Genomic DNA, 25,697 nt, shown 5'->3' on the forward strand with positions numbered 1-25,697 from the left:
CTATGCCGTGACAGCCACGGCGGGCGCATCGACCTCGAGGGGACGACGGCGAGCGTAGCGCTTGAGCAGGACGACGGCGACGGCACTGACGACGGTGCCGACCGCGATCGACAGCAGCCACAGCCAGAAATTGTCGATGGCGAAGAAGACGAACACGCCGCCGTGGGGGGCGCGGGACGTGATGCCGAAGAACATCGACAGCGCGCCTGTCACGGCGCCGCCGAGCATCGCCGAGGGGATGACGCGGAAGACGTCGGCCGCAGCGAACGGAATGGCACCTTCCGAGATGAACGCGGCACCGAGCAGCCAGGCCGCCTTGCCGTTCTCGCGCTCCGGGGCCGTGAAGAGCTTCCGCCCGAGGACGGTCGAGGCGAGTGCCATGGCGAGAGGCGGGACCATGCCCGCCGCCATGACGGCCGCCATGATCTGGAGGTAGCGCTCGTCGCCGGCGATGCCCTGCGCGAGGTTCGCCGTGGCGAAGCCGTAGGCGACCTTGTTGAGGGGACCTCCGAGGTCGAAGCACATCATGAGCCCGAGGATGACACCGAGCAGGATGACGCCGGCGCCGGTGAGGCTGGACAGCCAGCCGTTCAGAGCCACCGTCAGAGCGGCAATGGGACCGCCGAAGACGAAGAGGAGCAGACCCGACGCGAAGATCGAGCCGAGCAACGGGATGATGACGACCGGCATGAGCCCGCGCAGCCAGCGCGGAACCGACAGTCGGTTGAGCCACCATGCGGCGAGACCGGCGAGGAGACCACCGACGATAGCGCCGATGAAGCCCGCGCCCATGAAGGTGGCCGCCGCGCCAGCGACGAAACCGGGAGCGATGCCCGGGCGATCCGCCAGGCCGTAGGCGATGTAACCGGCCAGCGCCGGGACCAAGAAGGCGAAGGACAACTGTCCGATCTGGAAAGCCGCGGCACCGAGGTAGTACACGAGCCCCTCGGGCGGCAGGTTCCAGAGTGTGAAGTTCTGCAGCGTGAAGATGGCGTTGTTGACGGTGTGTCCGTCCGCGATGTTCGCGATCTCATACCCGGCGAGGGCGAATCCGAGAGCGATCAACAGACCGCCGCCCGCGACGAACGGGATCATGTAGCTCACACCGGTCAGCAGCGCTCGGCGGATCGCGCCTCCGAGCGACGTGGGCGCGGCTTCGCGAGCCGTCGCTGCTCCGGACGCGGCCGGAACGCGCGGAGCGTTCGGGTTCTTCGCCGCTGCGACGGCCTCCCGCAGCATCTGCGCGGGCTGCTCGATACCGCGCTTGACGCCGGAGCGGACGACGGGCTTGCCGGCGAAACGCGCCTGCTCGCGGACGTCCACGTCGACGGCGAAGATGACCGCATCCGCGTTGTCGATGATGCGCTGGTCGATGGCCTTGTAGCCGCTCGACCCCTGCGGCTCGACGGTGAGATCGATGCCCTCCTTCTGGCCCGTCGCGGTGAGCGCATCGGCGGCCATGAAGGTGTGGGCGATGCCCGTTGCGCACGCGGTCACGGCGACGATGCGCGCGGGACGCCCGTCGATCATGAGTGCGTCATCGGCGGAGACCTCGGCCGACGCACGAGCGGCCGCACGGGTTTCCGGGGCAGCGGGGGCAGCGGAGGCGGCCGGCGCACCCGAGATCGCGTCGCGCACGATGGCGACGACCTCGTCCGCCGTCGTCGCGGCACGCAGCCCCGCGGTGAAGTCGTCGCGCATGAGGCTGCGCGCGAGCTTCGACAGCACGGCGAGGTGCTCCTCGGCGGCCGTGTCGGGCGCGGCGATGAGGAAGACGAGGTCCGCACCGCCGTCCTCGGCGCCGAAGTCGACACCGGGGTTCAGGCGAGCGAACGCGAGCGACGCCTGCGTGACCGCGGCGCTCTTCGCGTGCGGAATCGCGATTCCGCCGGGCAGGCCGGTCTCGTCCTTCTCCTCGCGAGCCCACGCGTCGGCGGCGAGGAGGGCACCGTCGGTGGCCCTCCCCTGCGCGGCGACGCGCTGCGCCAGCGCATCGATGACGGCGCGCTTGTCGGCGCCGAGCGGCTCGTCGATACTGACGAGTTCCGCGGTGATGATCTCAGTCACGGTGACCTCCAGTGGTCGGGTTGTCCTTCTGCGTAAGCCGTCGGACCGGCACGTCACCGGTCGACAGGTCATCAGGGGTCGGGGGTTGGGTGCCGGGCAGTGAGGCCGCCGCAGATCCGTAACGGATGCCGGAGCGCAGCCTGTCCTCCGGTGCGGCACCGGCCGTCTCCGCGAGCAGGTATCCCGCGAGCGAGCTGTCGCCGGCACCGACGGTGCTCCGCACCTGGGTCGGCGGCGGCGTACCGTGCCAGGAACCGTCGGGGGTCACGAGAACCGCGCCGTCGCCCCCGAGCGTGACGAGGGCGGCGCCCACGGATGCCGGGACGAGAGCGGCGGCGATCGCTGCGACCGCGTCGGGGAGGGCGAGAGCGGCATCCAGATCGCGTCCGACGAGCTCGGCGAGTTCCTCGTCGTTCGGCTTGATGAGGTCCGGCCTGCCTGACGCGACAGCCGCGGCCAGGGCGGGGCCTGACGTGTCGACAGCGATGCGCGGAGCGGCGGCACCCCACGCCGATCGCACGGCGTCGATGACCTCGACGTAATAGTCGTCCGGCAATCCGGGGGCGAGCGAACCCGCCAGCACGAGCCACGACGCACCCTGACAGGCGGCGACGACAGCTGCCGTCAGGGCCGCGGCATCCGCTGCCGTGAACGCGGCACCGGGCAGGTTGAGTTTCGTCGTGACGCCCGCCGCGTCGGCGATCGTGACGTTCGCGCGGGTCGCGCCGTCGTGCGGAACGGTGTGGACAGCGATGCCGGTCGCGTCGAGCGCTCCGGCGAACGGGTCCGTGGGGTCGAGCGGCAACACCGCGAGAGTGGGGCGGGATGCCGCGGCCACCACGCGGGCCACATTGATGCCCTTGCCCCCCGCGTCCTCGCGCGCCCCGAGAGCGCCCTGCACCTCGCCGACGCGGAGCGGCGCCTCGAGGGAGATGGTCCGGTCGAGGGAGGGATTGGTGGTCAGTGTGACGATCATGCGACCTGCACCTCCACGTCGGCGTCGCGAAGGGCCTCGGCGAGCTCGCCAGAGGGCGCAGTGTCGGTCAGGAGGACATCGACATCGGACAGAGAGGCGAACGAGACGAGGAGTTCGGCGTCGAACTTGTCACCGTCCGCGACGACGACGATGCGACGCGCCGACGCGACGATGGCCCGCTTCACGGCGGCCTCATCGGGGTCGGGGGTGCTGAGCCCGAACCCGGCGGCGACGCCGTTGGTGCCGATGAAGGCGATGTCCGGTCGCAGGCGGGCGATCGACTCGACCGTCTGAGCGCCGACGGCGGCGGCTGTCAATCCGCGTACGCGGCCGCCGATCGCCGTCAGGCCGATTCCCTGCGCACCGGCCAGGATGTGGGCGACGGACATCGAGTGCGTGACGACCTCGAGGTCACCCGCGGGATGGGGGCCGGTGGAGAGGAGCTGCGCGATCGCACCGGTCGTGGTCCCGGCATCCAGGTACAGCGCTCCGTCGAGTTCGGAGCCGAGGAGATCGACGGCAGCTCGGGCGATGATCTGCTTGGCGCCGCTGCGCTGAGCAGAACGCTCGGCGACGGATGCTTCTGCGGTGCTCGCGCGGGTGCGGTGGACGGCTCCGCCGTGGACGCGGCGGACGATTCCCGCCCGTTCGAGGGTCGCGAGGTCACGGCGGACTGTCTCCGTCGTGACTCCGAAGCGATCGGCGAGGTCGAGCACGGCGACGCGACCGTCCGCGGCGATCAGCTGCTCGATCTGCTGCTGGCGCTCCGTTGCGTACATGTGGTCCTCCTCGAACAAGACCACACGTTACAACAGAAACCAACACGAAACAAGAATGCGATAAAGAACGACGCCCCCGGCACGTGAGCCGGGGGCGTCGCTGGGTCGTGCGGAGGCTCAGGCCTCGCTCATCGCGAGGACCTCGCGCTGACCGCGGGCCGCAAGGGCAGCCGCACGAGCGGCGATGCGACGCTCCTGCTCGGCCTGGCCGGCATCGATGGTCTCCTGGTCGAGCGGGACGCTCTCGACCTTGTTCACGCCGTTGTACTTCGCCATGTAGGCGTCGAGCTCGGGGCCCGACTCCCACGACGTGATGAGGCAGTACCGGGGCTCGTCGCCCGGGTGGTACGCGGCGTGCCAGAGACGCTGCGTGTCGATGACGAGCTGTGCGCCGGCGGGAAGGGCGATGCGGGTCTCGCCGTTCGGGTCGGTGCGGTTGTCGCGGAGGACGAAGAAGCTGTCCTTGTCGTCGGTGAGGTTGAAGAAGCTCCGGACGACCCAGCCGGTCCCGTCGGGGTTGAGTCGGTTGTTGTCGTCCTGGTGCAGGTTGTACAGCGCGTCGGCGTACGTGTTCGGCTGCAACTCGATGATGCGGCAGCGGCCGACGTTCGAGCCGGGCTCGAGGGCGCGCTCGGTCAGAGTCGGCGCCTTCTCGGTCTGCGACGGGATCCAGACGCCGTCCTTGTCGGTGCGCGGCGGCTGGTGGTTCCAGAAGCCGTTGCACTCGATCTCGCCCTTGGCGGAGGCGAGGGGCGCGAATCGGGTGTCGCCGGAAGACTTCCAGTCGACGTACTCGATGTCGAGCCACTCCTTGGGATCGATTTCCTTGCCGTACATGTCGAGGACGGCGTACCCGGTCTCCTCGAGCAGAGCACTCTTGATGTAACCCATGCGGATCAACCTTTCTGTCGGGCGAGCGAAGTTTTTACAGGCCCGACTTAGGTCAGCCTACCTAGCGCCTCTGAGAGCGTCAGTAGACTCGACCGGGGTTTTCGAGGAGCGATTCGGAGAACATGAGCACCGCTACGAACGTCGATGCGACAGCCGTCAACACGATCGATTGGCTCTCCGCCTCCGACACCACGATCGTCGTGCCGGTGTATCAGCGCCAGTACCGGTGGGACATCGGCGGATGCGAGCAGCTTCTCGGCGACATCCGCGCCGTCGCCGGCACCGAGGACGGTCAGACCCACTTCATCGGGTCCATCCTCTCGACGGCGAGCACCTCGGCTGCTGACGATGCACATCTCGTCCTGATCGATGGCCAGCAGCGAGTAACCACCCTGATGCTCCTCATCGCGGCGCTCCACCACACCCTCCGCGACGACGACCCGACGCTGGCAGCCGAACTCGAAGCCGTCCTCGTCCGGCACGACGAGCCGGGACGGACGAAGCTGCGCCCGCACCGCGCGTGGGCGGACGTGTTCGAGAGCGTGGTCCTCGACCGCCGCTCCCCCGCCGACGCCGACCGCGCGTCGCGTTTCGACGACAACTACGCGTTCTTCCGGAGTCAGATCCGCCCTGACGAGGCCGCCGGAATCTGGCGCGGGCTCCGCAAGCTCGAGCACGTGTCGATCACCCTCGGCGGTCAGGCCAACGCGCAACAGATCTTCGAGAGCCTGAACTCCACCGGCGAGCCGCTCCGCGATCACGAGCTCATCCACAACTACGTCCTCATGGGCCTCTCGCACACCGAGCAGAGCGAGATCGAGAACGAGTTCTGGCTGCCGATCGAGGCGAACACCGGCGAGCAGATCGGTGCATTCTGGCGCGACTACCTGGTCATGCTGACAGGTCGGGAGGTCCTCGTCGAGGGCGAGCGCGGTGTGTACGACGCGTTCCGCCACGAGTTCCCACGGCTCGATCTCGACACCCTCCGGGGCCGTGCCCGTGAGTGGCGGGAGCTGGCGGAGATCTACCGGCTCCTGCTCGATCCCACCTCGGCGACGGATGCCGGTGTCGCGCGACACTTCGGAGCCATCAACACCCTCGGGCGCGGCATGTACCCGATCGCCATGCGTCTCTATCGCGATCACCTGCACGGCGAGCTGGCGGCATCCGATCTGTTCGTCGCCCTCACCCACGTCGAATCCCTCCTGCTGCGGCGGACCGTCGTCGGGTTGCCGATCGACCGCCTCGTCGCCCGCTTCTGTCGCGCGGCCGACGAGGGCATGGACGCGCTCGTCCATGCGATCGCGCGCATCACGCCCTCGGACGAGCGCACGCGAGTCGGCCTCCGCTACGGGGAGCTGCCTCACGCAGGTTTCGTCCTCGCTCGGCTGGCGGGTGTCGACGCCGCCGCCGACGTCGATCTCGACCACGTCCTCCCCGTCGCGCCGTCGGACGACTGGACGGGAGACGGCACCCGTCGGTGGGCGGACTTCAGCGACGACGAGCAGAACGCGCACCGCGCCCTCGCGGCAACCCTCGGAAACCTCACGCTCCTCGAACCGGACGCGTTCGAGCGCGTCTTCGACGCCTCGTTCCCCGAGAAGCGCGCCGCCTACGCGGCGAGCGGGCTCGAGTCCACCCGACGAGTCGCGGATGCCGAGACATGGTCGACGGCGCAGATCGCCGCCCGAACCGAGGAACTCACGGCTCGCTTCATGGACACATGGCGGCGGCCGGCTGTGGTGGGGATCGACGACGACAACCTGACGCCCATCCTCGATGCGAAGAAGCGCCGCGGATGGCCGCGCGGGTGGCAGCGGGAGTTCGACTACGTCGAGTACCGCGGCGAGCACTGGGACGTACGTGACGTCCGTTACCTCTTCAACCGGGTGTTCGCTCGCCTTTGGGCCGACTCGCGACAGAGCGTCGTCGACTACAGCGCCCGTCGAGGCGGCCCGGTCTACCGCGCGATGGCGTGGAACGGGCAGTGGGATCAGCTCGGTGAGGGTCAGTACCTCTACATGGGCTGGGATTCGAAGTACATGCTGTCCGCTGTGCAGGGGGTGCTCGAGGAGGCCGGCTGGGCGTCGGAGGTCTTCGTGAAGTACTCCTACATCGGCGACGCGATGCGCTGAGGATCAGTCCCCGTCGCCGGAGTCCCCCTCCGGTGCCGGATCGACGGGGATCTCGATCCACGTCGCCGTCGTCGGCGCCTCCGACAGGAGATCAGGCGACCAGTCCCCTGCGGTGGGTCCGTCGCCGAGCCGCTCGACGGGGCTTCGGGGGTCGAGGGGTTCGGACGGCAGCCCGCCCCATTCCGACGGTTCTTCCGGTCGCTGAGTGAAGAGTCCCATGCATCCCATTGTGCGCCCGTCGCGGTTCGCGGCACAGGTCTCTGGGCAAAAGCAAAACCCCCGCCGGAGCGGGGGTTTTTCATCTTGCTGGGGTACCTGGACTCGAACCAAGAACAACGGAACCAGAAACCGCCGTGTTGCCAATTACACCATACCCCAAGGGATCCGGCCGAAACCGTTCCGAGGGTCAAGCTTAGCCCACGGCGCGGTCCCGGCCAAACCGGGGCGTCAGCCGCGTGTCGCCCGAAGCTGCTCGAGTCGCGCGATCGAGACATCCTTGCCCAGCAGCTCCATCGACTCGAAGAGCGGCGGCGAGATCCGGCGTCCACTCAGCGCGACGCGAGCGGGTCCGTACGCCACGCGGGGCTTCAGTCCGAGGCCGTCGATGAGCGCTCCCGCGAGGGCAGCCTGAATCGCCTCGGCCTGGAACTGGTCGGCGGGGACGCTTTCGAGCGCGGCGACGGATGCCTCGAGGACGTCCACCGCGTTCGCCGGGAGGCCCTTGAGCGCGTCCTCGTCGTAGGAGTCCACGTCACGGAAGAGGAAGCCGAGAAGACCCGGGGCCTCACCCAGCATCTGCATGCGCTCCTGGACGAGCGGCGCCGCTTTCGTCAGCATCTCGCGCTGGGCGTCGGTGGGGGGCGTGCTGACGACGCCGGCACCGACGAGGTACGGGACCAGGCGCGACGCGAAGTCGTCGGGCGCCAGCATCCGGATGTGGTCGCCGTTGATCGACTCGGCCTTCTTCTGGTCGAAGCGGGCCGGGTTCGGGTTCACGTCGACGATGTCGAACGCCTCGATGAGCTCCTGACGCGAGAACACGTCGCGGTCGGCGGCGATCGACCAGCCGAGGAGAGAGAGGTAGTTCAGCAGGCCTTCGTGGATGAAGCCCTTCTCCCGCTGCAGGAACAGGTCGGCCTTCGGGTCGCGCTTGGAGAGCTTCTTCGTGCCCTCCTCACCCAGGACGAGCGGCATGTGCGCGAAGCGCGGAACGAAATCGGTGACGCCCGCGTCGACGAGGGCGCGGTACAGCGCGAGCTGACGGGCGGTCGACGGCATGAGGTCCTCACCGCGGAGGACGTGCGTGATGCCCATGAGGGCGTCGTCCACGGGGTTCGTGAACGTGTACAGCGGGATCCCGCCTGCACGGACGACCACGAAGTCGGGGAAGGACCCCGCCGGGAACGTGACCTCGCCGCGGATGAGGTCGACGTAGGTGACGTCCTCCTCGGGCACACGCAGACGCCACGCGGGCTCGCGACCCTCGGCGCGGAACGCGGCCTTCTGCTCGTCGGTCAGCGTGCGGTCGTAGTTGTCATAGCCGAGCTGCTTCGCGCGCCCGGCGGCAGCGTTGCGCGCGTCGATCTCCTCCGCCGTCGAGTAGGACTCGTAGACGGCCCCGCTGGCGATGAGCTTGTCGAGGACCTCGCGGTAGATGTCGTGGCGCTGCGACTGCCGGTAGGGCTCGTGCGGGCCACCCTTCTCGACACCCTCGTCCCAGTCGATCTCGAGCCACGTCAGCGCGTCGACGAGCTGGCGGTAGCTCTCCTCGCTGTCGCGCGCCGCATCGGTGTCCTCGACGCGGAAGATCATCTTCCCGCCGGTGTGCCGGGCGTAGGCCCAGTTGAACAGGGCGGTGCGGACCATCCCGACGTGCGGGAGGCCCGTCGGCGAGGGGCAGAAGCGGACGCGGACGTCCGAGCCGGAAGCGGTCGTGGTGAGGGGGTGCGGTGCAGTGGACATCGCGTCCCAGTCTACGGCCGCTGCCCCTGCCCGCCCGAGACGTGAAGCGGGTTCAGCGCCGCGCGTACGGCGACAGCACGGTGATCGCGATCACGACAGCGAGAGCCACCAGCGCGAGCCCGCCGTAGCCGATCAGACCGAGGATGCCGCCCGCCAGGACCGAGCCGATGGCGGCCGACAGGGTCATCGCCGTGTCGCTCCGGCCCTGCCTGCGAGGGCGGAGCTCCGTCGGCGTCGCCTCGGTCAGCAGGGCCGCTCCGCCGACCGTCGCCGCACTCCAGCCGAGGCCCAGCAGGAGCAGCGCGACGAGGACTGCGGTCGGCGAGTTCGGCGCGATGGCGGCGGTCACGAGCGATGCCGCGAGGATCGCCTGGCCGAGGAGGATCGTCCGCAGGCGCCCCCACCGGTCCGCGAGGACGCCGAACACCGGTGACAACCCGTACATGCCGAACACGTGCAGCGCGATCGTGACGCCGACGATCGTCGTGACGTTCCGCGGGTCGAGGTGCGAGAGATGGACGGGCGTCATCGCCATAACCGACGCCATGGTGACGTGAGAACCCGCGACCGCGAACACCGCGTACCTCGCGACGACGGGACGGTCGACCTCGACGATGCGCTCTGCCCCGGCATCCCGCGTGCGCGCGATCTGCTGCGCAACCCGCAACGGGTCCGGGCGTAGTGCGACGAGATAGAGCGTCAGGGCGAGGGTCTGCGCGACGATCGAGAACGCGTACGAGCCGGTAAGGGGCGGCATCCCGAGCCACTGCCCGACCGTCTCGCCGGGCGTCAACATGAGCGGCCCGACGACTCCGCCGACGGTCGTCGCCCACACGACGGTGCCGAGGTCCCGGCCACGACGGCCCTGCTGCGACAGGTCGGTGGCAGCGAAACGGGACTGCAGGTTGCCGGCGTTGCCGGCGCCGATCAGGATCACCCCGACCAGCAGCAGCGGGAACAGGCGGAGCGCCGCGGACGTGATCACGACGGCGATCCCGACCAGCGCGAGCAGGTTGCCGAGGGTCAGCGCACGCCGTCGCCCCTGCGCAGCGGCGAGTCGTGCCAGAGGGATCGCGCAGAGCGCCGCGCCGAGGGTGACGGATGCCGTCGCGAACCCTGACAGCGACTCCTCACCCGACAGGTCGGCAGCCAGGAGCGCACCGAGCGAGACGGTTGCGCCGAAGGCGACACCGCCGAGCACCTGACCGGCCGCGAGGACGCCGACGGTCCGCCGCTGGATGCGGGCGACATCCGCCGCCGTGGTGGAGAGGAGCTCTCCGTCAGGCATTCCGCGCCGTGTTGCGCAGGATGCCGAGTCCCGAGATCTCCACTTCGACGACGTCTCCGGCCCCGAACTCACCGATGCCCGCGGGCGTGCCGGTGAGGATCACGTCGCCGGGCAGCAGCGTGAACGCCGCGGACGCGTAGGCGATGATGTCGGGAACCGAGTGAACCATGTCCGAGATCGGACCGTCCTGGCGGACCTCGCCGTTCACGCGGGTCACGATGCGGGCACCGCCGTCGAGATCGAATTCGGTCTCGATGATCGGTCCCAGCGGGCAGAACGTGTCGAACCCCTTGGCGCGCGACCACTGGCCGTCGGACTTCTGCAGGTCCCGCGCCGTGACGTCGTTGCCGATCGTGTAGCCGAAGACGTAATCGAGCGCCTTGTCGGCCGGCACGTTCTTCGCCACGCGGCCGATGACGACAGCGAGCTCCCCCTCGTAATCGGTGCGCTGCGACTGCGACGGACGGACGATCGCATCGTCCGGACCGATCACCGAGGTGTTCGGCTTCAGGAACAGCAGCGGCTCGCCCGGCGCCTCGCCACCCATCTCGGCGGCGTGGTCACGGTAGTTCTTGCCGACGCAGACGATCTTCGATCTCGGGATCGACGGGGCGAGAAGGGTGATCTCGGCGAGCGGGATCCGCTCCCCCGTCGTGTCGAACCCGGCGAACAGAGGATCGCCGGCGAGTTCGACGACCTCCTTCTCGTCGATGATCCCGTAGCGAATGGTCTCGTTGCGGCTGTAGCGGACGATACGCATGGCTCAGCCGTCCAGCCGCGTCAGCCAGCCGTGGACGTCCTCGGCACGACCGTACTGGATGTCGGTGAGGTGCTGACGGAGCTCCAGCGCGAGCGAGCCCGTGGGCTGCGCATCCTCGAAGTCGGTGGCCTTCAGCCCGCCGATGGGGGTGACCACCGCCGCGGTGCCGCACGCGAACACCTCGACGATGTCGCCGGAGGCAACGCCCTCGCGCCATTCTGTGAGGGAGACGGGGCGACGCTCGACGCGGTGCCCGCGGTCTTCAGCCAGCTGCAGGATCGAGTCGCGGGTGATCCCGGCGAGGATCGACTCCGACTCGGGGGTGACGAGCGTGCCGTCCTTCATCACGAAGACGACGTTCATGCCGCCGAGCTCTTCGACGTTGCCGTCTTCGTCGAGGAAGACGACCTGGTCGCAGCCCTTCTCGTAGGCCTCGGCCTGAGGAAGCAGGCTCGCGGCATAGTTGCCGCCCGTCTTGGCGGCACCCGTGCCGCCCTTGCCCGCGCGGGCGTAGTCCTCGCTCAGCCAGATCTTCACGGGGCTGACGCCACCCTTGAAGTAGGCACCGGCCGGGCTGGCGATCAGGTAGTACGCCACCTTCTGCGCCGGACGCACCCCGAGGAACGCTTCTTTGGCGAACATGAACGGGCGGAGGTAGAGGCTCTGGTCGTCGCCCGACGGGACCCAGTCGCCGTCGACCGCGATGAGCTCGCGGAGCGACTGGAGGAAGTAGTCCTCGGGAAGCTCGGGGAGAGCCATACGCCGCGCCGAGCGCTGGAGGCGACGGGCGTTCTCCTCGGGACGGAACGTGTGGATCGATCCGTCGGCGTGGCGGTACGCCTTGATGCCTTCGAAGATCTCCTGGCCGTAGTGCAGCACGGCGGCGGCGGGCGACAGCGAGATGGGGCCGTAGGGCGTGACGCGCGGGCGGTGCCAGCCGCCCTTCGACGACCAACAGATGTCGACCATGTGGTCGGTGAAGTTCGTGCCGAACCCGGGGTTGGCGAGGATCTCCTCGCGGGCGGACGGCGAGACCGCGGCCAGATTCTTCGTCACCGAGAAGGTGAGCGGTGCGGCGGTCGAGTCGGTGAGGGTCATGTCAGTCCTGTTCCTCGCGCGGGGGCTGCGCGACGCGCATCCCCTCAGATTACGCCCGGAGGCGTGCGGTGATGGCGTCGCCGACCTGCGCGGTCGTGCGGGCGGAGCCGTCCCGGGCTTCGATGTCCTCTCGGGCGGCGCGGGTGACGCGCTGCGCTGCGTCGCTCAGCCCGAGATGGTCGAGCAACAGGGCGACGGAGAGGATCGCGGCGGTGGGATCGGCGATCTGCTGTCCGGCGATGTCGGGCGCGGAACCGTGCACGGGCTCGAACATCGACGGGAACGCGCCGTCGGGGTTGATGTTCCCCGAAGCGGCGAGGCCGATGCCTCCGGTGACGGCGCCGGCCAAGTCGGTCAAGATGTCGCCGAAGAGGTTGTCGGTGACGATCACGTCGAAGCGGCCCGGGTTCGTGACCAGGAAGATCGTCGCCGCGTCGACGTGCAGGTAGTCTACGGCGACGTTCGGGTGCTCCGATGCCACCTCATCGACGATCCGCTTCCACATGCCGCCCGCGTGGACGAGGACGTTCGTCTTGTGCACGAGGGTCAGCTTGTTCCGACGCTTCTCGGCCTGAGCGAAGGCGAACCGCACCACTCGCTCGATGCCGAACGCGGTGTTGACCGACGTCTCGTTCGCGATCTCGTGCGGCGTGCCCGTGCGGATCGACCCGCCGTTGCCGACGTACGGTCCCTCGGTGCCCTCGCGGACGACGACGAAGTCGATCCCGCCCGGGTTCGCCAGCGGACCGGGCGCACCCGGGTACAGCACGGAGGGACGGAGGTTCACGTAGTGGTCGAGCGCGAACCGGAGCTTCAGGAGGAGACCTCGCTCGATGTTCGCGTCCTTCAGTCGGGGGTCCCCCGGCATCCCGCCCACCGCGCCGAGGAGGATGGCGTCGTGGGATGCGACCGCGGCGAGGTCCTCGTCGGTGAGCGTGTCGCCGGTCTCGAGGTAACGGGCGGCGCCCAGGGAGAACCGGGTCTTCTCGAACGCCACTCCCGCGCCCTCGGTGACGGCGTCGAGCACCTTCTCGGCCTCGGCGACGACCTCTGGTCCGATGCCGTCTCCGGGGATGACGGCCAGCTTCACGACGCGCGACATCGCTCTCCTCGTTGTCGGGGGTGACCCGCGCGTGCTCAGTGGTCGACGCGCGGAGTGCGGGTTCCCTTCAGCGTAGTGGCCGCGATCAGGGCCGCGCAGACGACCAGCACGGCTCCGATGATCGAGGTGACGCCGACTCCGGCGTCGAAGGCGGATGCCGCCGCGTCCACCACACGGGCGCCGAGATCGCCCGGCAGCGTCTCGGCGACGGTCACCGCACCGCCGAGGGTCTCGCGGGCGGCATCCGCTGATCCGGCAGGAAGACCCGCCGGAAGGACGATGCCCGAGCGGTAGAGCGCGGTGAGGATGCCGCCGAGCACGGCGGTGCCGAGGACGGCGCCGAGTTCGTAGGCCGTTTCGGACACCGCGCTCGCGGCTCCCGCCTTCGCCGGCGGAGCGCTCGCGAGGATCAGCTCGTTCGACACCGTCTCGGCGGCGCCGATGCCGATGCCGAGGAGCCCGAAGGCGGCGATGAGGGTGCCGAGGGCCGAGGCATCCGTCGACACGGCGATGGCGACGTACGCGGCGACCGAGAGCGTGAGGGCGACCGGCACGACCACACGGGGCGAGACCCGGCGCGAGACCGGGACCACGGTGAGGCCCGACACGATCATCAGCACGAGACCGGGCACGAGGGCGAGCCCCGCCTGCAGCGGGCTCAGTCCGATGATGAGCTGCAGGTGCTGCGTGACGAAGTACAGGAAGCCGACGAGCGCCACCACACTCAGCAGGTTCACGAGCAGGGCGCCCGTGAACGCGCTCTGACGGAACAGGCGCATGTCCAGCATGGGGCTGTCGGAGTGCAGCTGGCGACGGACGAAGAGCCAGCCGAACCCGACACCGACGACCACCAGGACGAGCGGGAGCACGCCCGCACCGTGGACCGCGAACTCCTTGATGGCGTAGACGATCGGAACCATCGTCGCCATGCTGAGGACGATGCTGAGGGGGTCGATTCGGCCCGGCTTCGGGTCGCGGCTCTCGGGCACGAGGATCGGCGCGAGCACGAGCAAGGGGATGAGGACCGGCACGGCCAGCAGGAACACGGAGCCCCACGCGAAGTGCTCGAGCAGGATCCCGCCGACGATCGGGCCGAGCGCGGATCCGGCGGAGAACATCGAGGCCCACACCGCGATCGCGAGACGACGCTGATCGCGGTCGGTGAAGATGCTCCGCAGGAGCGACAGGGTCGAGGGCATCAGCATCGCGCCGAAGACACCCATCGCGGCGCGAGCGACGACGAGGAGCTCCGCCGACGGCGAGAAGGCAGCGAGCGCGGACACCGCAGCGAAGCCCGTTGCACCGATCATCAGGAGGCGGCGGCGGCCGAAGCGATCCCCGAGCGATCCCATCGTTACGAGGAGGCCCGCGAGTACGAGCGGATACACGTCGATGATCCACAGCTGCTGCGCGCTCGTGGGAGTCAGGTCGCGGGCGATTTCGGGCAGGGCGAAGCTCAGCACCGTGTTGTCGACGGACACCAGGAGCACCGGCAGCATGAGCACCGCCAGCGCGGCCCAGCCGCGCCATCCCTGTCGCGTTCCGGCCGCGTCGGCCACTCGGATCTCTTCGGTCAAAGTCATGATTAATACACCGTCCAGCCGGTATAGTAACAGAATCGACACACGGACGCGAGAGGATCGAGACGTGAGTAGACCACCGCGGGCACGTGGCAGTGTCCTCGACGCTTTCGAGGCTGCGCTGATCGACGACGGCGCCCGCGGCGCGACGATGGATGCCGTGGCCGCCGCCGCCGGCGTCTCCAAGGGTGGCCTGCTCTACCACTACGCCTCGAAAGAAGCGCTCGAGACGGCGCTCATCGACCGGATGCTGCACCTCGTCGACGCTGACGTCGAAGAGATGCTCGACTCCCCCGACGGAATCATCGCCGCTTTCGTGCGGACGTCCGTGCAATCCGACACTCCGCTGGACCGTGCGATCGTCGCGACGTCACGGCTGGCACAGACCGGCCACAAAGCCGCATCCGCCGCTCTCCGCGACGCGCGTCGCATATGGGAGGAGGCGCTCCGCCCGCACACGCGGGACGAGAGCGCACTCCAGCTCGTCCTCCTCGTGAGCGACGGGCTCTACTACAACAGCGCGCTTGCGACCACCGGAGTACCGGGCCCCATCCCCGAAGGCGACGAGTTGGACGCCCTGATCGCCCTCGTCGAGCGCGCGGCGCGCTGAGGCATCCCCCACCATCGGCGCGCGAGCGCACGGCCGACGTCGTTCCCCTGCCGCAATCCGCGCATGCGCGCGGCGTGTTGCGACGGGGGAACGACGGATGCCGTGCGGCGTCAGACCTCGGTGAGCTCGATCTGCCGGAACAGATCGGCGGCGACCGCCTCGCGGAGCTCGTCGAGCATCGCCTCGGGGATGGGCGAATCGACCGTCAGCACCGACAGGGCGCGGCCGCTCGAGTCCGGACGGGCGACCTGGAGGCCGGCGATGTTGATGCCCGCCTGGCCGAGCTTCTGGCCGTAGATCGCGACGATGCCCGGGCGATCGGCGTACCGCATGACCACGTGGTAGCGGTTGATCGGGACCTCGACCTCGTACCCGTTGATGCCGACGACCTTCGGAACCATGCGGGTGCCGGCGAGGGTTCCCTCGACGGTCAGGACGGAACCGTCCGACAGGGTGCCGCGGAGGATCGTGATGTTCCGGTACAGCGGGCTCTCGGACTCGACGATGAGGCGTGTCTCGATGCCGCGCTGCTCGGCGAACAACGGAGCGTTCACGTACGAAACGTTCTCGCTCACGATGTTGGTGAAGATGCCCTTCAGAGCCGCGAGGCGGTAGACGCTCACGTCGTAGTCGGCCAGCTCGCCGCGCACCTCGATGTCGAGGCTCGTGAGGGCGCTTGGTGCGAGCCCCGTGAAGATCTGTCCGAGCTGCTCGACGAGCGCGATCCCGGGGCGCACGAACGGGTCGATGACGCCACCGGCGACGTTGACGGCATCCGGGACGAGGTCGCCCTCGAGGGCGAGCTTGACGGACTTCGCGACCGAGACGCCTGCCTTCTCCTGCGCCTCGTCGGTCGACGCGCCCAGGTGGGGCGTGACGACGACGTTCGGAAGCGACAGGAGCGGGAAGGCGGTGCCGTCCTCCTTCGGCGGCTCGCTCGTGAACACGTCGAGACCCGCACCGGCGATCTGACCGGTGGTCAGCGCCGTGTAGAGCGCCTCTTCGTCGATAAGGCCGCCGCGGGCGACGTTCACGACGTACGCCGTGTCCTTCATGATCTCGAACTGCGCGGCGCCGATCATGCCTGTCGTCTCGGGCGTCTTCGGCATGTGGATCGTGACGAAGTCGCTCGTTCGCAGCAGCTCATCGAGGCCGAGCAGCTGCACGCCGAGCTGCTGAGCACGCGTGGGCGTGACGTAGGGGTCGTAAGCGACGACAGAGACGCCGAACGCCTGCAAGCGCGCGGCGATGAGGGCGCCGATGCGGCCGAGGCCGATGATGCCCACCGTCTTCTCGAACAGTTCAGTGCCGGTGAACGATGAGCGCTTCCATGCGCCGGCAGCCAACGAGGCGTGCGCCGCCGGGATGTGACGAGCGAGGCTCAGGATGTGGCCGACGGTGAGCTCGGCGGCGGAGATGATGTTCGACGTCGGAGCGTTGACCACCATGACGCCGGCGCTGGTGGCCGCCTTGATGTCGACGTTGTCGAGACCGACACCGGCGCGCGCGATCACCTTGAGAGACGGGGCCGCGGCGATCGCCTCGGCATCCATCTTCGTCGCGGAGCGGATGAGGACGGCGGCGGCGTCAGCCAGAGCCGGGAGCAGTGCGGCGCGGTCGGCGCCGTCGACGGATCGGACCTCGAAGTCGGGCCCGAGGGCCTCGATCGTGGCGGGAGAGAGTTCTTCGGCGATGAGGACGACAGGCTTGGGCACGGCAGACCTTCGGGTACGCGAGAGTGGATCGCCACGCGGCCGGCCGGGCTGGGACCGACGACGGTACGCGGCACGGCCAGCCTAGCGAATCGGATCACGCGGCCCTGACCGTGTGACGGCGATCACGACCCGATGAGGGAGTTCCCGTTGGTGATCGCATAGGTGAGGATGTTCAGCCAGAACACGGCGGTGAGGCCCAGGCCCACGACGAGGATCACCGCGAGGTGCAGTACCGGCCGTCGGCGACCGAGAAGGACGCCCGCGACGAAAACGATGATCGGGAAGACGACCGAGAACAGCAGGATCGCCCACCCGGCTCCGTTGAGACCTTCCACCGCACCGGCCTGCGCGGCCAGGAACGAGACGGCCGTCCAGACGGCGTACGCGTAGAAGAGGCCGAAGATTCCGGCGACGGTGGCACGGAGCCATGAGGGAGCCCGGCGAACAGGGGAAGTCGACGTCACGAGGTCACACTCCGCTCACGAAGGGCCAGGGCAACAGCAGGAAGACTCCGATGACGAGCCACACGAACCTCACCCAGGTGGCGGATGCCCGCGTCAGCAGCATCGTTGCGCCGAACCACAGCACGGGGGCCGCGACGGCCAACCACTGCGCCGGGACGACCGCGCTGGGTGCGAGGAACGGCGAGATCACCAGGGCTGTTCGGGATCCGCCGAGCAGCCAGCCGACGGTGTACAGAAGGTAGATCCCCCCCAGCAGACCCAGCGAGACCAGCGCGACGTTCCCGAGGGATGCCGGTGGCTCCGTCTTCTCGGTCACCACCGCGGCCGGCTCGGCAGCGGGCTCCGCCGAATGCGGCTCGCTCCCCTTGCCCACGGCGTGCCACCCGGTCGGAAGGGACGTGTCCGCCCGCTCCGGACGCGGTGGGCGCGTCGGCGAATCGTCGCCTTCCCAGCGGAAGGCATCCTCGTCGTCTCGGGGGTCGGAAGGCACGGCTCGAGTCTACCGACGCCGAAGGCCCGACCCCTTGTCGGGGCCGGGCCTCCGTGGCTCAGTTCGCGCCTACGGCGCGGTCGGTCAGCGCGCTGCGCTTCCCTCTGCGTTCTGCGCGCCTACGGCGCGGTCGGTCAGCGCGCTGCGCTTCCCTCGGTGTAGTCCGAGTCCTGCTGCTTCCACGCGAAGAGGGCGCGGAGGTCCTTGCCGACCGCCTCGATCGGGTGCGCGGCAGCCTTGGCGCGCAGCTCCTGGAACTCGACCGCACCGTTGTCCTGGTCGTCGATGAAGCGCTTGGCGAAGGCGCCCGACTGGATGTCTCCGAGGACGGCCTTCATGTTCTCCTTGACGCTCGGGTCGATGACGCGGGGGCCGGAGACGTAGTCGCCGTACTCGGCCGTGTCGGAGACCGACCAGCGCTGCTTGGCGATGCCGCCCTCCCACATGAGGTCGACGATGAGCTTCAGCTCGTGGAGCACCTCGAAGTAGGCGATCTCGGGCTGGTAGCCGGCCTCGGAGAGGGTCTCGAAACCGTACTGGACGAGCTGCGAGACGCCACCGCAGAGGACGGCCTGCTCACCGAACAGGTCGGTCTCGGTCTCCTCGGTGAAGGTCGTCTTGATGACGCCGGCGCGGGTGCCGCCGATCGCCTTCGCATAGGCGAGAGCGACGTCCCAGGCGCGACCCGAGGCATCCTTCTCGACCGCGATGATGTCGGGGATGCCGCGGCCCGCGACGAACTCGCGACGCACCGTGTGCCCGGGTGCCTTCGGGGCGACGAGGATCACGTCGACGTCGTCGGGAACCTCGATGTACCCGAAACGCACGTTGAAGCCGTGTGCGAAGGCGAGCGTCTTGCCCGCGGCGAGGTGGGGCTTGATCTCGTCGTTGAAGATGCCGCGCTGGTGCTGGTCGGGCGCGAGGATCATGATGAGGTCGGCCCACTCGGCGGCATCCGCGACGGACTTCACCTCGAAGCCGTCCTCGCTCGCCTTCGGAGCGGACTTCGAGCCCTCCTTGAGGGCGATGACGACCTCGACGCCGGAATCGCGGAGGTTCTGGGCGTGGGCGTGGCCCTGCGAGCCGTACCCGACGATGGCGACCTTCTTGGCCTGGATGAGCGAGAGGTCGGCGTCGGCGTCGTAGAGGATCTCAGCCATGTTCGTGTGTGTCTCCTTGTAGATGTCGGTAGAGAAGTTCAGATGTGTCAGCCGCGCAGGACGCGCTCGGTGATGCTCTTGCCGCCACGGCCGATGGCGACCATGCCGGACTGCGCGAGTTCCTTCACGCCGAAGGGCTCGAGAGCCTTGAGGAAGGCGTCGACCTTGCCTCGGTCGCCGGTGACCTCGACGACGAGGGCGTCGGTCGCGTAGTCGACCACCGAGGCGCGGAAGAGGTTCACGACCTCGATCACGTTCGATCGCGTCTGATTGTCGGCGCGGACCTTGACGAGCATGTGTTCACGCTGGACCGAGCTGGCGTAGTCGAGTTCGACGATCTTGATGACGTTGACGAGCTTGTTGAGCTGCTTCGTCACCTGCTCGAGCGGAAGCTCTTCGACGTCGACGACGACCGTGATGCGGGACAGCCCCGGCACCTCGGTGACGCCCACGGCGAGCGAGTCGATGTTGAATCCACGGCGGGCGAAGAGCCCGGCCACGCGGGTCAGCAGACCCGGCTTGTCCTCCACGAGGAGGCTCAGGACGTGCTTGCTCATCGTCAGTCCCCCTGCTCGAACGCCGGCGCGTGCTCACGCGCGTACTGGATGTAGCTGTTGCTGACGCCCTGCGGCACCATCGGCCAGACCATCGCGTCAGCGCTCACGACGAAGTCGATGACGACCGGACGGTCGTTCGTCTCGAGCGCGAGCCGGATGGCGGCATCCACGTCCTCGGCCTTCTCGACGCGGATGCCGAGGCAGCCGTAGGCCTCGGCGAGCTTGACGAAGTCCGGGATGCGGATGCTGTCGTGCCCCGTGTTGAGATCGGTGTGCGAGTGGCGGCCGTCGTAGAAGAGCGTCTGCCACTGCCGCACCATGCCGAGCGACGAATTGTTGATGATCGCGACTTTGATCGGGATCTTGTTGATCGCACAGGTGGCGAGTTCCTGATTCGTCATCTGGAAGCAGCCGTCGCCGTCGATCGCCCACACCGCGCGTTCGGGCTGAGCGACCTTCGCACCCATGGCTGCAGGGACTGCGTATCCCATCGTGCCGGCACCGCCGGAGTTCAACCACGCGTTCGGACGCTCGTACCCGATGAACTGAGCGGCCCACATCTGGTGCTGGCCGACGCCGGAGGCGAACACGCCCTCGGGACCGGTGATCTCGCCGATGCGCTGGATGACGTGCTGCGGCGACAGGAGGCCGTCGGTCGTCGGCGCGAATCCGAGCGGGAACTCGGTGCGGAGCCCGTCGAGGTAGGACCACCACTCCGAGATGTCCGGCGCGGCGACGCCTGCGAACGCGGCGTCGAGGTCGACGAGCACGTCCTTGAGATCGCCCACGATCGGAACATCTGCGGCGCGGATCTTACCGATCTCCGCCGGATCGATGTCGACGTGGATGACCTTGGCGTCGGGCGCGAACAGCGCGGCTTTTCCGGTGACACGGTCGTCGAAGCGGGAACCGAGAGCGATCAGCAGGTCGGACTCCTGAAGCGCGAGCACCGCCGGGACCGTGCCGTGCATGCCCGGCATGCCGAGCTGCTGCGGATGCGAGTCCGGGAACGCGCCGCGGGCCATGAGCGTCGTCACGACCGGGGCACCGGTCGCTTCAGCGAACCGGCGGAGCTCGGCGGCAGCGCCGGCACGGACGACGCCACCACCGACGTAGAGCACCGGCTTCTTCGCCTCGGCGATCAGCTGCGCGGCGGCCTGGATCTGCTTGCCGTGCGCCTTCGTCACCGGACGGTAGCCGGGGAGGTCGACCTTGGGTGGCCAGACGAAGGGCGCCTTGGCCTGCTGCGCGTCCTTCGTGATGTCGACCAGCACCGGACCGGGACGACCCGTCGACGCGATCTCGAACGCAGCCGCGATCGCCGCGGGGATCTCGGCCGGGTCCTTCACGAGGAAGGAATGCTTCGTGATCGGCATCGTGATGCCGACGATGTCAGCTTCCTGGAAGGCATCCGTCCCCATCAGGGTCGAGTACACCTGCCCGGTGATGCAGACGATCGGCATGGAGTCCATGTAGGCGTCGGCGATCGCGGTCACGAGGTTGGTGGCGCCCGGGCCGGAGGTCGCGATGGCGACGCCGACGCGACCGGATGCCGCGGCGTACCCCTCGGCGGCGTGGCCGGCTCCCTGCTCGTGGCGGACGAGGATGTGGCGGAGCTCGGTCGAGTCCATCAGCGGGTCGTAGACCTCGATGATGGCGCCGCCCGGCAACCCGAAGACGTCGGTGACGCCGAGGAGCTCGAGAGAGCGGACGACGGCCTGCGCTCCGGTGAGCATCGGCGTGGATGGGCCTCCGGCCGGCGGACGGGGCACAGCGGCAACGGTGTCAGATGACATGAGTGGGACCTCTGTGGTGATGGATGACGGGTGTGTGGGGCCTAGCCCGTCGTCGCGCCCTCCGCAGCGGAGCGCACGAGTTTCGAGTACTTGGCCAGCACGCCACGGGTATAGCGCGGGGGAAGGGGCTCCCAGCCGTCACGGCGGGAGGCCAGCTCAGCCTCATCGACGAGTAGGTCGAGAGAGCGAGCAGCGATATCGACCCGTATCAGATCACCATCGCGCACGAAGGCAATGGGACCTGCGTCCACTGCTTCGGGAGCTATGTGGCCGATGCACAGGCCGGTTGTGCCGCCTGAGAATCGTCCGTCCGTCAAGAGTAGTACATCTTTTCCGAGGCCAGCGCCCTTGATGGCGGCCGTCACGGCGAGCATCTCGCGCATGCCGGGGCCGCCCTTGGGACCCTCGTAACGGATGACGACGACGTCGCCGGCGCTGATGCGACCCTCTTCGAGCGCATCCATCGCGGCGCGCTCGCGCTCGAACACACGAGCGGGCCCTTCGAAGACCGCCGCATCGAAACCTGCGGTCTTCACGACGGCGCCCTCGGGGGCCATCGACCCGTGGAGGATCGTGATGCCGCCGGTCGCGTGGATCGGGTCGTCGAACGTGTGGATGACGGTGCCGTCGATGGGATCCGGGTCGAGGTCGCGGAGGTTCTCCGCGAGGGTCTTGCCCGTGACGGTCAGAGCGTCACCGTGGAGCAGCCCTTCGTCGAGCATGGCCTTCATGATGACCGGGATGCCGCCGTGCCGGTCGACGTCGTTCATGACGTACTTTCCGAACGGCTTCATGTCGGCGACGTGGGGAACCTTGTCACCGATGCGGTTGAAGTCGTGGAGTGTCAGGTCGACGTCCGCCTCGCGGGCGATGGCGAGCAGGTGGAGCACGACGTTCGTCGACCCGCCGAGGGCCATGGCGAGGGCGATCGCGTTCTCGAACGATTCCTTCGTCAGGATGTCGCGGGTCGTGATGCCCTGGCGGAGCAGGTTGACGACGGCCTCGCCGGAGCGGTGGGCGTAGTAGTCGCGACGACGGTCCGCCGAGGGCGGTGCGGCCGACCCGGGGAGGCTGAGACCCAACGCCTCGGCGACGGACGCCATCGTGTTGGCGGTGTACATGCCGCCGCACGCTCCCTCGCCGGGGGCGATCGCGCACTCGATGCGCTTCAGGTCCGCTTCGCTCATCTTGCCGGCGAGGCATGCCCCGACCGCCTCGAAGGAGTCGATGATCGTGACGTCCTTCTCGGTGCCGTCGCTGAGCTTGACCCAGCCCGGCGCGATCGAACCGGCGTAGAGGAACACGCTCGAGAGGTCGAGGCGGGCGGAAGCCATCAGCATGCCGGGGATCGACTTGTCGCATCCCGCCAGCAGGACGGAGCCGTCGAGACGCTCGGCCATCATCACCGTCTCGACCGAGTCGGCGATGACCTCACGGCTGACGAGGGAGAAATGCATGCCCTCGTGGCCCATGGAGATGCCGTCCGAGACCGAGATGGTGCCGAACTGGAGCGGGTACCCGCCGCCGGCGTGCACACCCTCCTTGGCCCCCTGCGCGAGCCGGTCCAGGCTCAGGTTGCAGGGTGTGATCTCGTTCCAGCTGGACGCGATTCCGATCTGGGGCTTGTCCCAGTCTTCGTCACCCATTCCCACCGCGCGGAGCATTCCGCGCGAGGTGGTGGCTTCGATGCCGTCGGTGACCGCGCGGCTGCGGGGCTTGATGTCGATGGTCTCGTCGGGAGAGGGCATTCTCGAAGTCTATTGCTGCGCGGCGACGCGCTCGCGTGCGACAGTCGACAGCACAGCGGCGAGTTCTTCGATGTTCCCCACACGAACGGATGCGGCCGTCTCCCCCGCCCCGACGCGGATGCCGAGATCCTCTGTGCCGAGGGATCGGATGGCGTCCTCGTCTGTCACGTCGTCACCAGCGAAAATGACGGCCGTGGCGCCGACGACGTCACGGAGATGGGCGACGGCGGCATCCTTCCCAGCATCCGTGAAGGCGTACTCCACGATGTCGTGACCCTGGCGCCGTCGCCAGTGCGGTGCGGCACCCGCCATCAGTGCGTCCACGGACTCGCGGAGCCGATCGGCAGCCGCGGGGTCCGAGACGGTCCGGAGGTGCACCCCGAAGCCGAAGGTCTTGGGTTCGATCCATGCGCCCGGCGCGGCTTCTGCGAGCTTCTCCGCGTCGGCGCGCAGCCGGTCGCGCAGGTCCGTGTCGGCCGGGTCGAGCGCATCGTCGGCGGGAGCATCGGGGATGAGGTACTCGGCGCCGTGGGAGCCGGCGAGGAGGATCGGAGAACCATCGACGTGTTCGGCGATGACCCGCAGATCGCGTAGCGAACGACCGGACACGAAGGCGACCACGGTCGCCGGTGCAGCGAGCAGAGCGTCGACGGCATCGCGCGCCGCCGGGGCCATGCGAGCGCTCATCGGGTCGTCGACGAGGGGCGAGAGCGTGCCGTCGAAGTCCAGGGCGACCAGGAGGCGCTGCGTCCGTGCGACCGCGGCCGGCGCGCTCACGGGTGTTCCTTCCGAGCGGCGTTCAGATCGGACAGGAAGCGCTCCGACCACTTCGCGACGTCGTTCTCGCGGACGCGGCGGCGGAGGGCCCGCATCCGACGGTCCTTCTCCTTCTGCGGCATGTCGATCGCCTGCATGATGGCGTCCTTCAATCCCGCGATGTCGTGCGGGTTGACCTTGATCGCCTGCGTCAGTTCGTCCGCGGCTCCGGTGAATTCGCTCAGTACCAGAGCGCCGCCACCGTCCACCCGACTCGCGACGTACTCCTTGGCGACGAGATTCATCCCGTCACGGAGCGCGGTGACGAGCATGACGTCGGCGGCGAGGAACAGTGCGACCATCTCCTCCCGCGGATACGAATTGTGGAGGTACTGGATCGCGCTGTACCCGAGTTCGTCGGCGTCACCGTTGATGCGGCCGACAGTCAGCTCGATCTCGTCGCGCAGTTCCATGTAGGTCTGCACGCGTTCCCGACTGGGGCTGGCCACCTGGACGAGGATCACGTCGTGCACCGAAAGCCGGCCGTCGGTCAGCAGCTCGCCGTACGCCTTCAGACGGTGTCGGATGCCCTTCGTGTAGTCGAGCCGGTCGACGCCGAGGAGGATCGCCTTCGGGTTGCCGAGGCTGGATCGGATCTCCTCGGCGCGGGCGCGGACATCGGCGCGTTTGGCGAGTTCCTCGTACTCGGCGGCATCGATCGAGATCGGGTAGGCGCGGGCCACGGCCGTGCGGACGCCGCCGTCCGGGGTCGGAACCGAGATGGCGCCGGCCTTGGTGTCGAACCCCAGCTGCCGGCGCACGGCACGAGCGAAGTTCCCGGCATCCGCCACCCGCTGGAAGCCGATGACATCTGCACCGAGCAGACCTTCGAGCACCTGGCGCCGCCAGGGAAGCTGCGCGTACAGGCCATATGCGGGAAACGGAATGTGGTGGAAGTAGCCGATCGTGAGGTCCGGACGGAGCTCTCGCAGCAGCTTCGGCACGAGCTGCAGCTGGTAGTCGTGGACCCAGACCGTCGCCCCCTCCGCCGCATGGCGGGAGGCCGCTTCGGCGAAGCGGGTGTTCACCTTCACGTAGGCGTCCCACCAGGTGCGGTGGTACGTGGGAGTGGCGATCACGTCATGGTAGAGCGGCCAGATCGTGTCGTTGGAGAAGCCCTCGTAGTAGAGCTGGACGTCGTCCGCGGTCAACATGACAGGCACCAGCTGAAGACCATCGAACTCGAACGGATCGAGCTCGACGTCGGCCTGTCCCGGCCAGCCGACCCACGCACCATTGTTGCTCCGCATCACCGGATCGACAGCCGTGACGAGCCCGCCCGGAGAGCGGCGCCAAGGCTCGTTCTCGTCGTCGGTCCGGTCTACCGGAAGGCGGTTGGACACGACGACGAAGTCAGAAGCCACGGTCACGGTGTTCCTCTCGATGGATGAGTTCAGGCTAACAACCACCGCGGCATGCGTCGGGCGCACTAGCGTGGTCCTATGCGGAAATACCTGTTCGGAACCGGACTTCTCTCGGCCATCACAGGCGGCGTCACCCTGCTGCGTTCTGCTCGGAGCCCCGAACCCTTCACCTGGCGCACCGTGCTCGCCTGGCTGAGCTGGGGAATCACACTGGCCCTCGCGGTGGGCTCGGTCGTCGACACGCGTCGCGCCTCGCGCGGCAAGCTCATCCCGATGGATTCCCCCCGGGACGACGACAAGAAGAAGCTGCTGAAGCGCCGCGTCTCGCGGCGCTGACCG

At 68.6% G+C, this 25,697-nt stretch carries 23 protein-coding genes and 1 tRNA gene; 3 read left to right on the forward strand and 21 right to left on the reverse strand.

The window, feature by feature from the left end:
* The 4 genes from ABQ271_RS08025 to ABQ271_RS08040 form a co-directional block, all read right to left on the reverse strand.
* The gene (locus tag ABQ271_RS08025) at nucleotides 1-2,067 is read right to left on the reverse strand and encodes a fructose-specific PTS transporter subunit EIIC (RefSeq protein ID WP_349308259.1); all 2,067 of its coding nucleotides are present in this window, start codon (nucleotides 2,065-2,067) and stop codon (nucleotides 1-3) included.
* On the reverse strand, nucleotides 2,060-3,043 hold the full coding sequence (locus tag ABQ271_RS08030; protein ID WP_349308260.1) for a 1-phosphofructokinase family hexose kinase: 984 nt from the start codon (nucleotides 3,041-3,043) through the stop codon (nucleotides 2,060-2,062). Before ABQ271_RS08030 ends, ABQ271_RS08025 begins: the two co-directional genes overlap by 8 nt.
* Nucleotides 3,040-3,822 carry a DeoR/GlpR family DNA-binding transcription regulator gene (locus ABQ271_RS08035; protein ID WP_349308261.1) on the reverse strand — a complete coding sequence of 261 codons (783 nt, stop codon included), beginning with the start codon at nucleotides 3,820-3,822 and terminating at the stop codon, nucleotides 3,040-3,042. The genes ABQ271_RS08030 and ABQ271_RS08035 overlap by 4 nt, the downstream gene beginning before the upstream one ends.
* 117 nt (nucleotides 3,823-3,939) lie before the next feature.
* Entirely contained in the window at nucleotides 3,940-4,713 is a 774-nt protein-coding gene (locus tag ABQ271_RS08040; protein ID WP_349308262.1) for a hypothetical protein, read from the reverse strand.
* A 122-nt stretch (nucleotides 4,714-4,835) separates the two neighbouring features.
* Here ABQ271_RS08040 and ABQ271_RS08045 point away from each other — a divergent pair, with 122 nt between their 5' ends.
* Entirely contained in the window at nucleotides 4,836-6,848 is a 2,013-nt protein-coding gene (locus tag ABQ271_RS08045) for a DUF262 domain-containing protein (RefSeq protein ID WP_349308263.1), read from the forward strand.
* Between the two features lie 3 nt (nucleotides 6,849-6,851).
* Here ABQ271_RS08045 and ABQ271_RS08050 read toward each other — a convergent pair whose 3' ends face one another.
* From ABQ271_RS08050 to ABQ271_RS08085, 8 genes are all read right to left on the reverse strand, one after another.
* Entirely contained in the window at nucleotides 6,852-7,067 is a 216-nt protein-coding gene (locus ABQ271_RS08050) for a hypothetical protein (RefSeq protein ID WP_349308264.1), read from the reverse strand.
* Nucleotides 7,068-7,154: 87 nt separating this feature from the next.
* Nucleotides 7,155-7,226: transfer RNA gene (locus tag ABQ271_RS08055), tRNA-Gln, on the reverse strand.
* Nucleotides 7,227-7,295: 69 nt separating this feature from the next.
* Nucleotides 7,296-8,810 carry a glutamate--tRNA ligase gene (gene gltX, locus ABQ271_RS08060; RefSeq protein ID WP_349308265.1) on the reverse strand — a complete coding sequence of 505 codons (1,515 nt, stop codon included), beginning with the start codon at nucleotides 8,808-8,810 and terminating at the stop codon, nucleotides 7,296-7,298.
* A 52-nt stretch (nucleotides 8,811-8,862) separates the two neighbouring features.
* Nucleotides 8,863-10,098, reverse strand: a complete 1,236-nt coding sequence (locus tag ABQ271_RS08065) for an MFS transporter (protein WP_349308266.1) — start codon at nucleotides 10,096-10,098, stop codon at nucleotides 8,863-8,865.
* On the reverse strand, nucleotides 10,091-10,858 hold the full coding sequence (locus tag ABQ271_RS08070) for a fumarylacetoacetate hydrolase family protein (RefSeq protein ID WP_349308267.1): 768 nt from the start codon (nucleotides 10,856-10,858) through the stop codon (nucleotides 10,091-10,093). Before ABQ271_RS08070 ends, ABQ271_RS08065 begins: the two co-directional genes overlap by 8 nt.
* Nucleotides 10,859-10,861: 3 nt before the next feature.
* A complete protein-coding gene (locus ABQ271_RS08075; RefSeq protein ID WP_349308268.1) occupies nucleotides 10,862-11,956 on the reverse strand; it encodes a branched-chain amino acid aminotransferase in 1,095 nt (364 codons plus the stop codon).
* A 49-nt stretch (nucleotides 11,957-12,005) separates the two neighbouring features.
* Nucleotides 12,006-13,058, reverse strand: a complete 1,053-nt coding sequence (locus tag ABQ271_RS08080) for a 3-isopropylmalate dehydrogenase (protein WP_349308269.1) — start codon at nucleotides 13,056-13,058, stop codon at nucleotides 12,006-12,008.
* Nucleotides 13,059-13,093: 35 nt separating this feature from the next.
* Complete coding sequence (locus tag ABQ271_RS08085) at nucleotides 13,094-14,641, reverse strand: MFS transporter (protein ID WP_349308270.1); 1,548 nt, start codon at nucleotides 14,639-14,641, stop codon at nucleotides 13,094-13,096.
* Nucleotides 14,642-14,705: 64 nt separating this feature from the next.
* On the opposite strand from ABQ271_RS08085, the gene ABQ271_RS08090 reads away from it, so the two are divergent.
* Complete coding sequence (locus ABQ271_RS08090; RefSeq protein ID WP_349308271.1) at nucleotides 14,706-15,248, forward strand: TetR/AcrR family transcriptional regulator; 543 nt, start codon at nucleotides 14,706-14,708, stop codon at nucleotides 15,246-15,248.
* Nucleotides 15,249-15,358: 110 nt separating this feature from the next.
* Here the strand turns inward: ABQ271_RS08090 and serA are convergent, their stop codons facing one another.
* From serA to ABQ271_RS08135, 9 genes are all read right to left on the reverse strand, one after another.
* A complete protein-coding gene (gene serA, locus ABQ271_RS08095) occupies nucleotides 15,359-16,963 on the reverse strand; it encodes a phosphoglycerate dehydrogenase (protein WP_349308272.1) in 1,605 nt (534 codons plus the stop codon).
* Nucleotides 16,964-17,085: 122 nt separating this feature from the next.
* On the reverse strand, nucleotides 17,086-17,427 hold the full coding sequence (locus tag ABQ271_RS08100; protein WP_349308273.1) for a hypothetical protein: 342 nt from the start codon (nucleotides 17,425-17,427) through the stop codon (nucleotides 17,086-17,088).
* Nucleotides 17,428-17,431: 4 nt separating this feature from the next.
* Entirely contained in the window at nucleotides 17,432-17,917 is a 486-nt protein-coding gene (locus ABQ271_RS08105; protein ID WP_349308274.1) for a DNA polymerase III subunit gamma/tau, read from the reverse strand.
* Between the two features lie 134 nt (nucleotides 17,918-18,051).
* The gene (ilvC, locus tag ABQ271_RS08110) at nucleotides 18,052-19,077 is read right to left on the reverse strand and encodes a ketol-acid reductoisomerase (RefSeq protein WP_349308275.1); all 1,026 of its coding nucleotides are present in this window, start codon (nucleotides 19,075-19,077) and stop codon (nucleotides 18,052-18,054) included.
* Nucleotides 19,078-19,124: 47 nt separating this feature from the next.
* Nucleotides 19,125-19,634, reverse strand: a complete 510-nt coding sequence (gene ilvN, locus ABQ271_RS08115; protein ID WP_036309288.1) for an acetolactate synthase small subunit — start codon at nucleotides 19,632-19,634, stop codon at nucleotides 19,125-19,127.
* Nucleotides 19,635-19,636: 2 nt separating this feature from the next.
* Nucleotides 19,637-21,430 (reverse strand): acetolactate synthase large subunit, encoded by a 1,794-nt coding sequence (locus tag ABQ271_RS08120; RefSeq protein ID WP_349308276.1) that lies wholly within the window; start codon nucleotides 21,428-21,430, stop codon nucleotides 19,637-19,639.
* 41 nt (nucleotides 21,431-21,471) lie between these two features.
* Nucleotides 21,472-23,178 (reverse strand): dihydroxy-acid dehydratase, encoded by a 1,707-nt coding sequence (gene ilvD, locus ABQ271_RS08125; protein ID WP_349308277.1) that lies wholly within the window; start codon nucleotides 23,176-23,178, stop codon nucleotides 21,472-21,474.
* Nucleotides 23,179-23,187: 9 nt separating this feature from the next.
* Nucleotides 23,188-23,955 (reverse strand): trehalose-phosphatase, encoded by a 768-nt coding sequence (gene otsB, locus ABQ271_RS08130; RefSeq protein WP_349308278.1) that lies wholly within the window; start codon nucleotides 23,953-23,955, stop codon nucleotides 23,188-23,190.
* Nucleotides 23,952-25,364: a trehalose-6-phosphate synthase gene (locus ABQ271_RS08135; RefSeq protein WP_349308279.1), complete on the reverse strand. Its 1,413-nt coding sequence runs from the start codon at nucleotides 25,362-25,364 to the stop codon at nucleotides 23,952-23,954. The genes otsB and ABQ271_RS08135 overlap by 4 nt, the downstream gene beginning before the upstream one ends.
* Before the next feature lie 72 nt (nucleotides 25,365-25,436).
* On the opposite strand from ABQ271_RS08135, the gene ABQ271_RS08140 reads away from it, so the two are divergent.
* A complete protein-coding gene (locus ABQ271_RS08140) occupies nucleotides 25,437-25,694 on the forward strand; it encodes a hypothetical protein (protein WP_349308280.1) in 258 nt (85 codons plus the stop codon).
* The last annotated feature ends 3 nt before the right edge of the window (nucleotides 25,695-25,697 follow it).

Source organism: Microbacterium sp. MM2322 (assembly GCF_964186585.1).
Classification (GTDB): Bacteria; Actinomycetota; Actinomycetes; order Actinomycetales; family Microbacteriaceae; genus Microbacterium.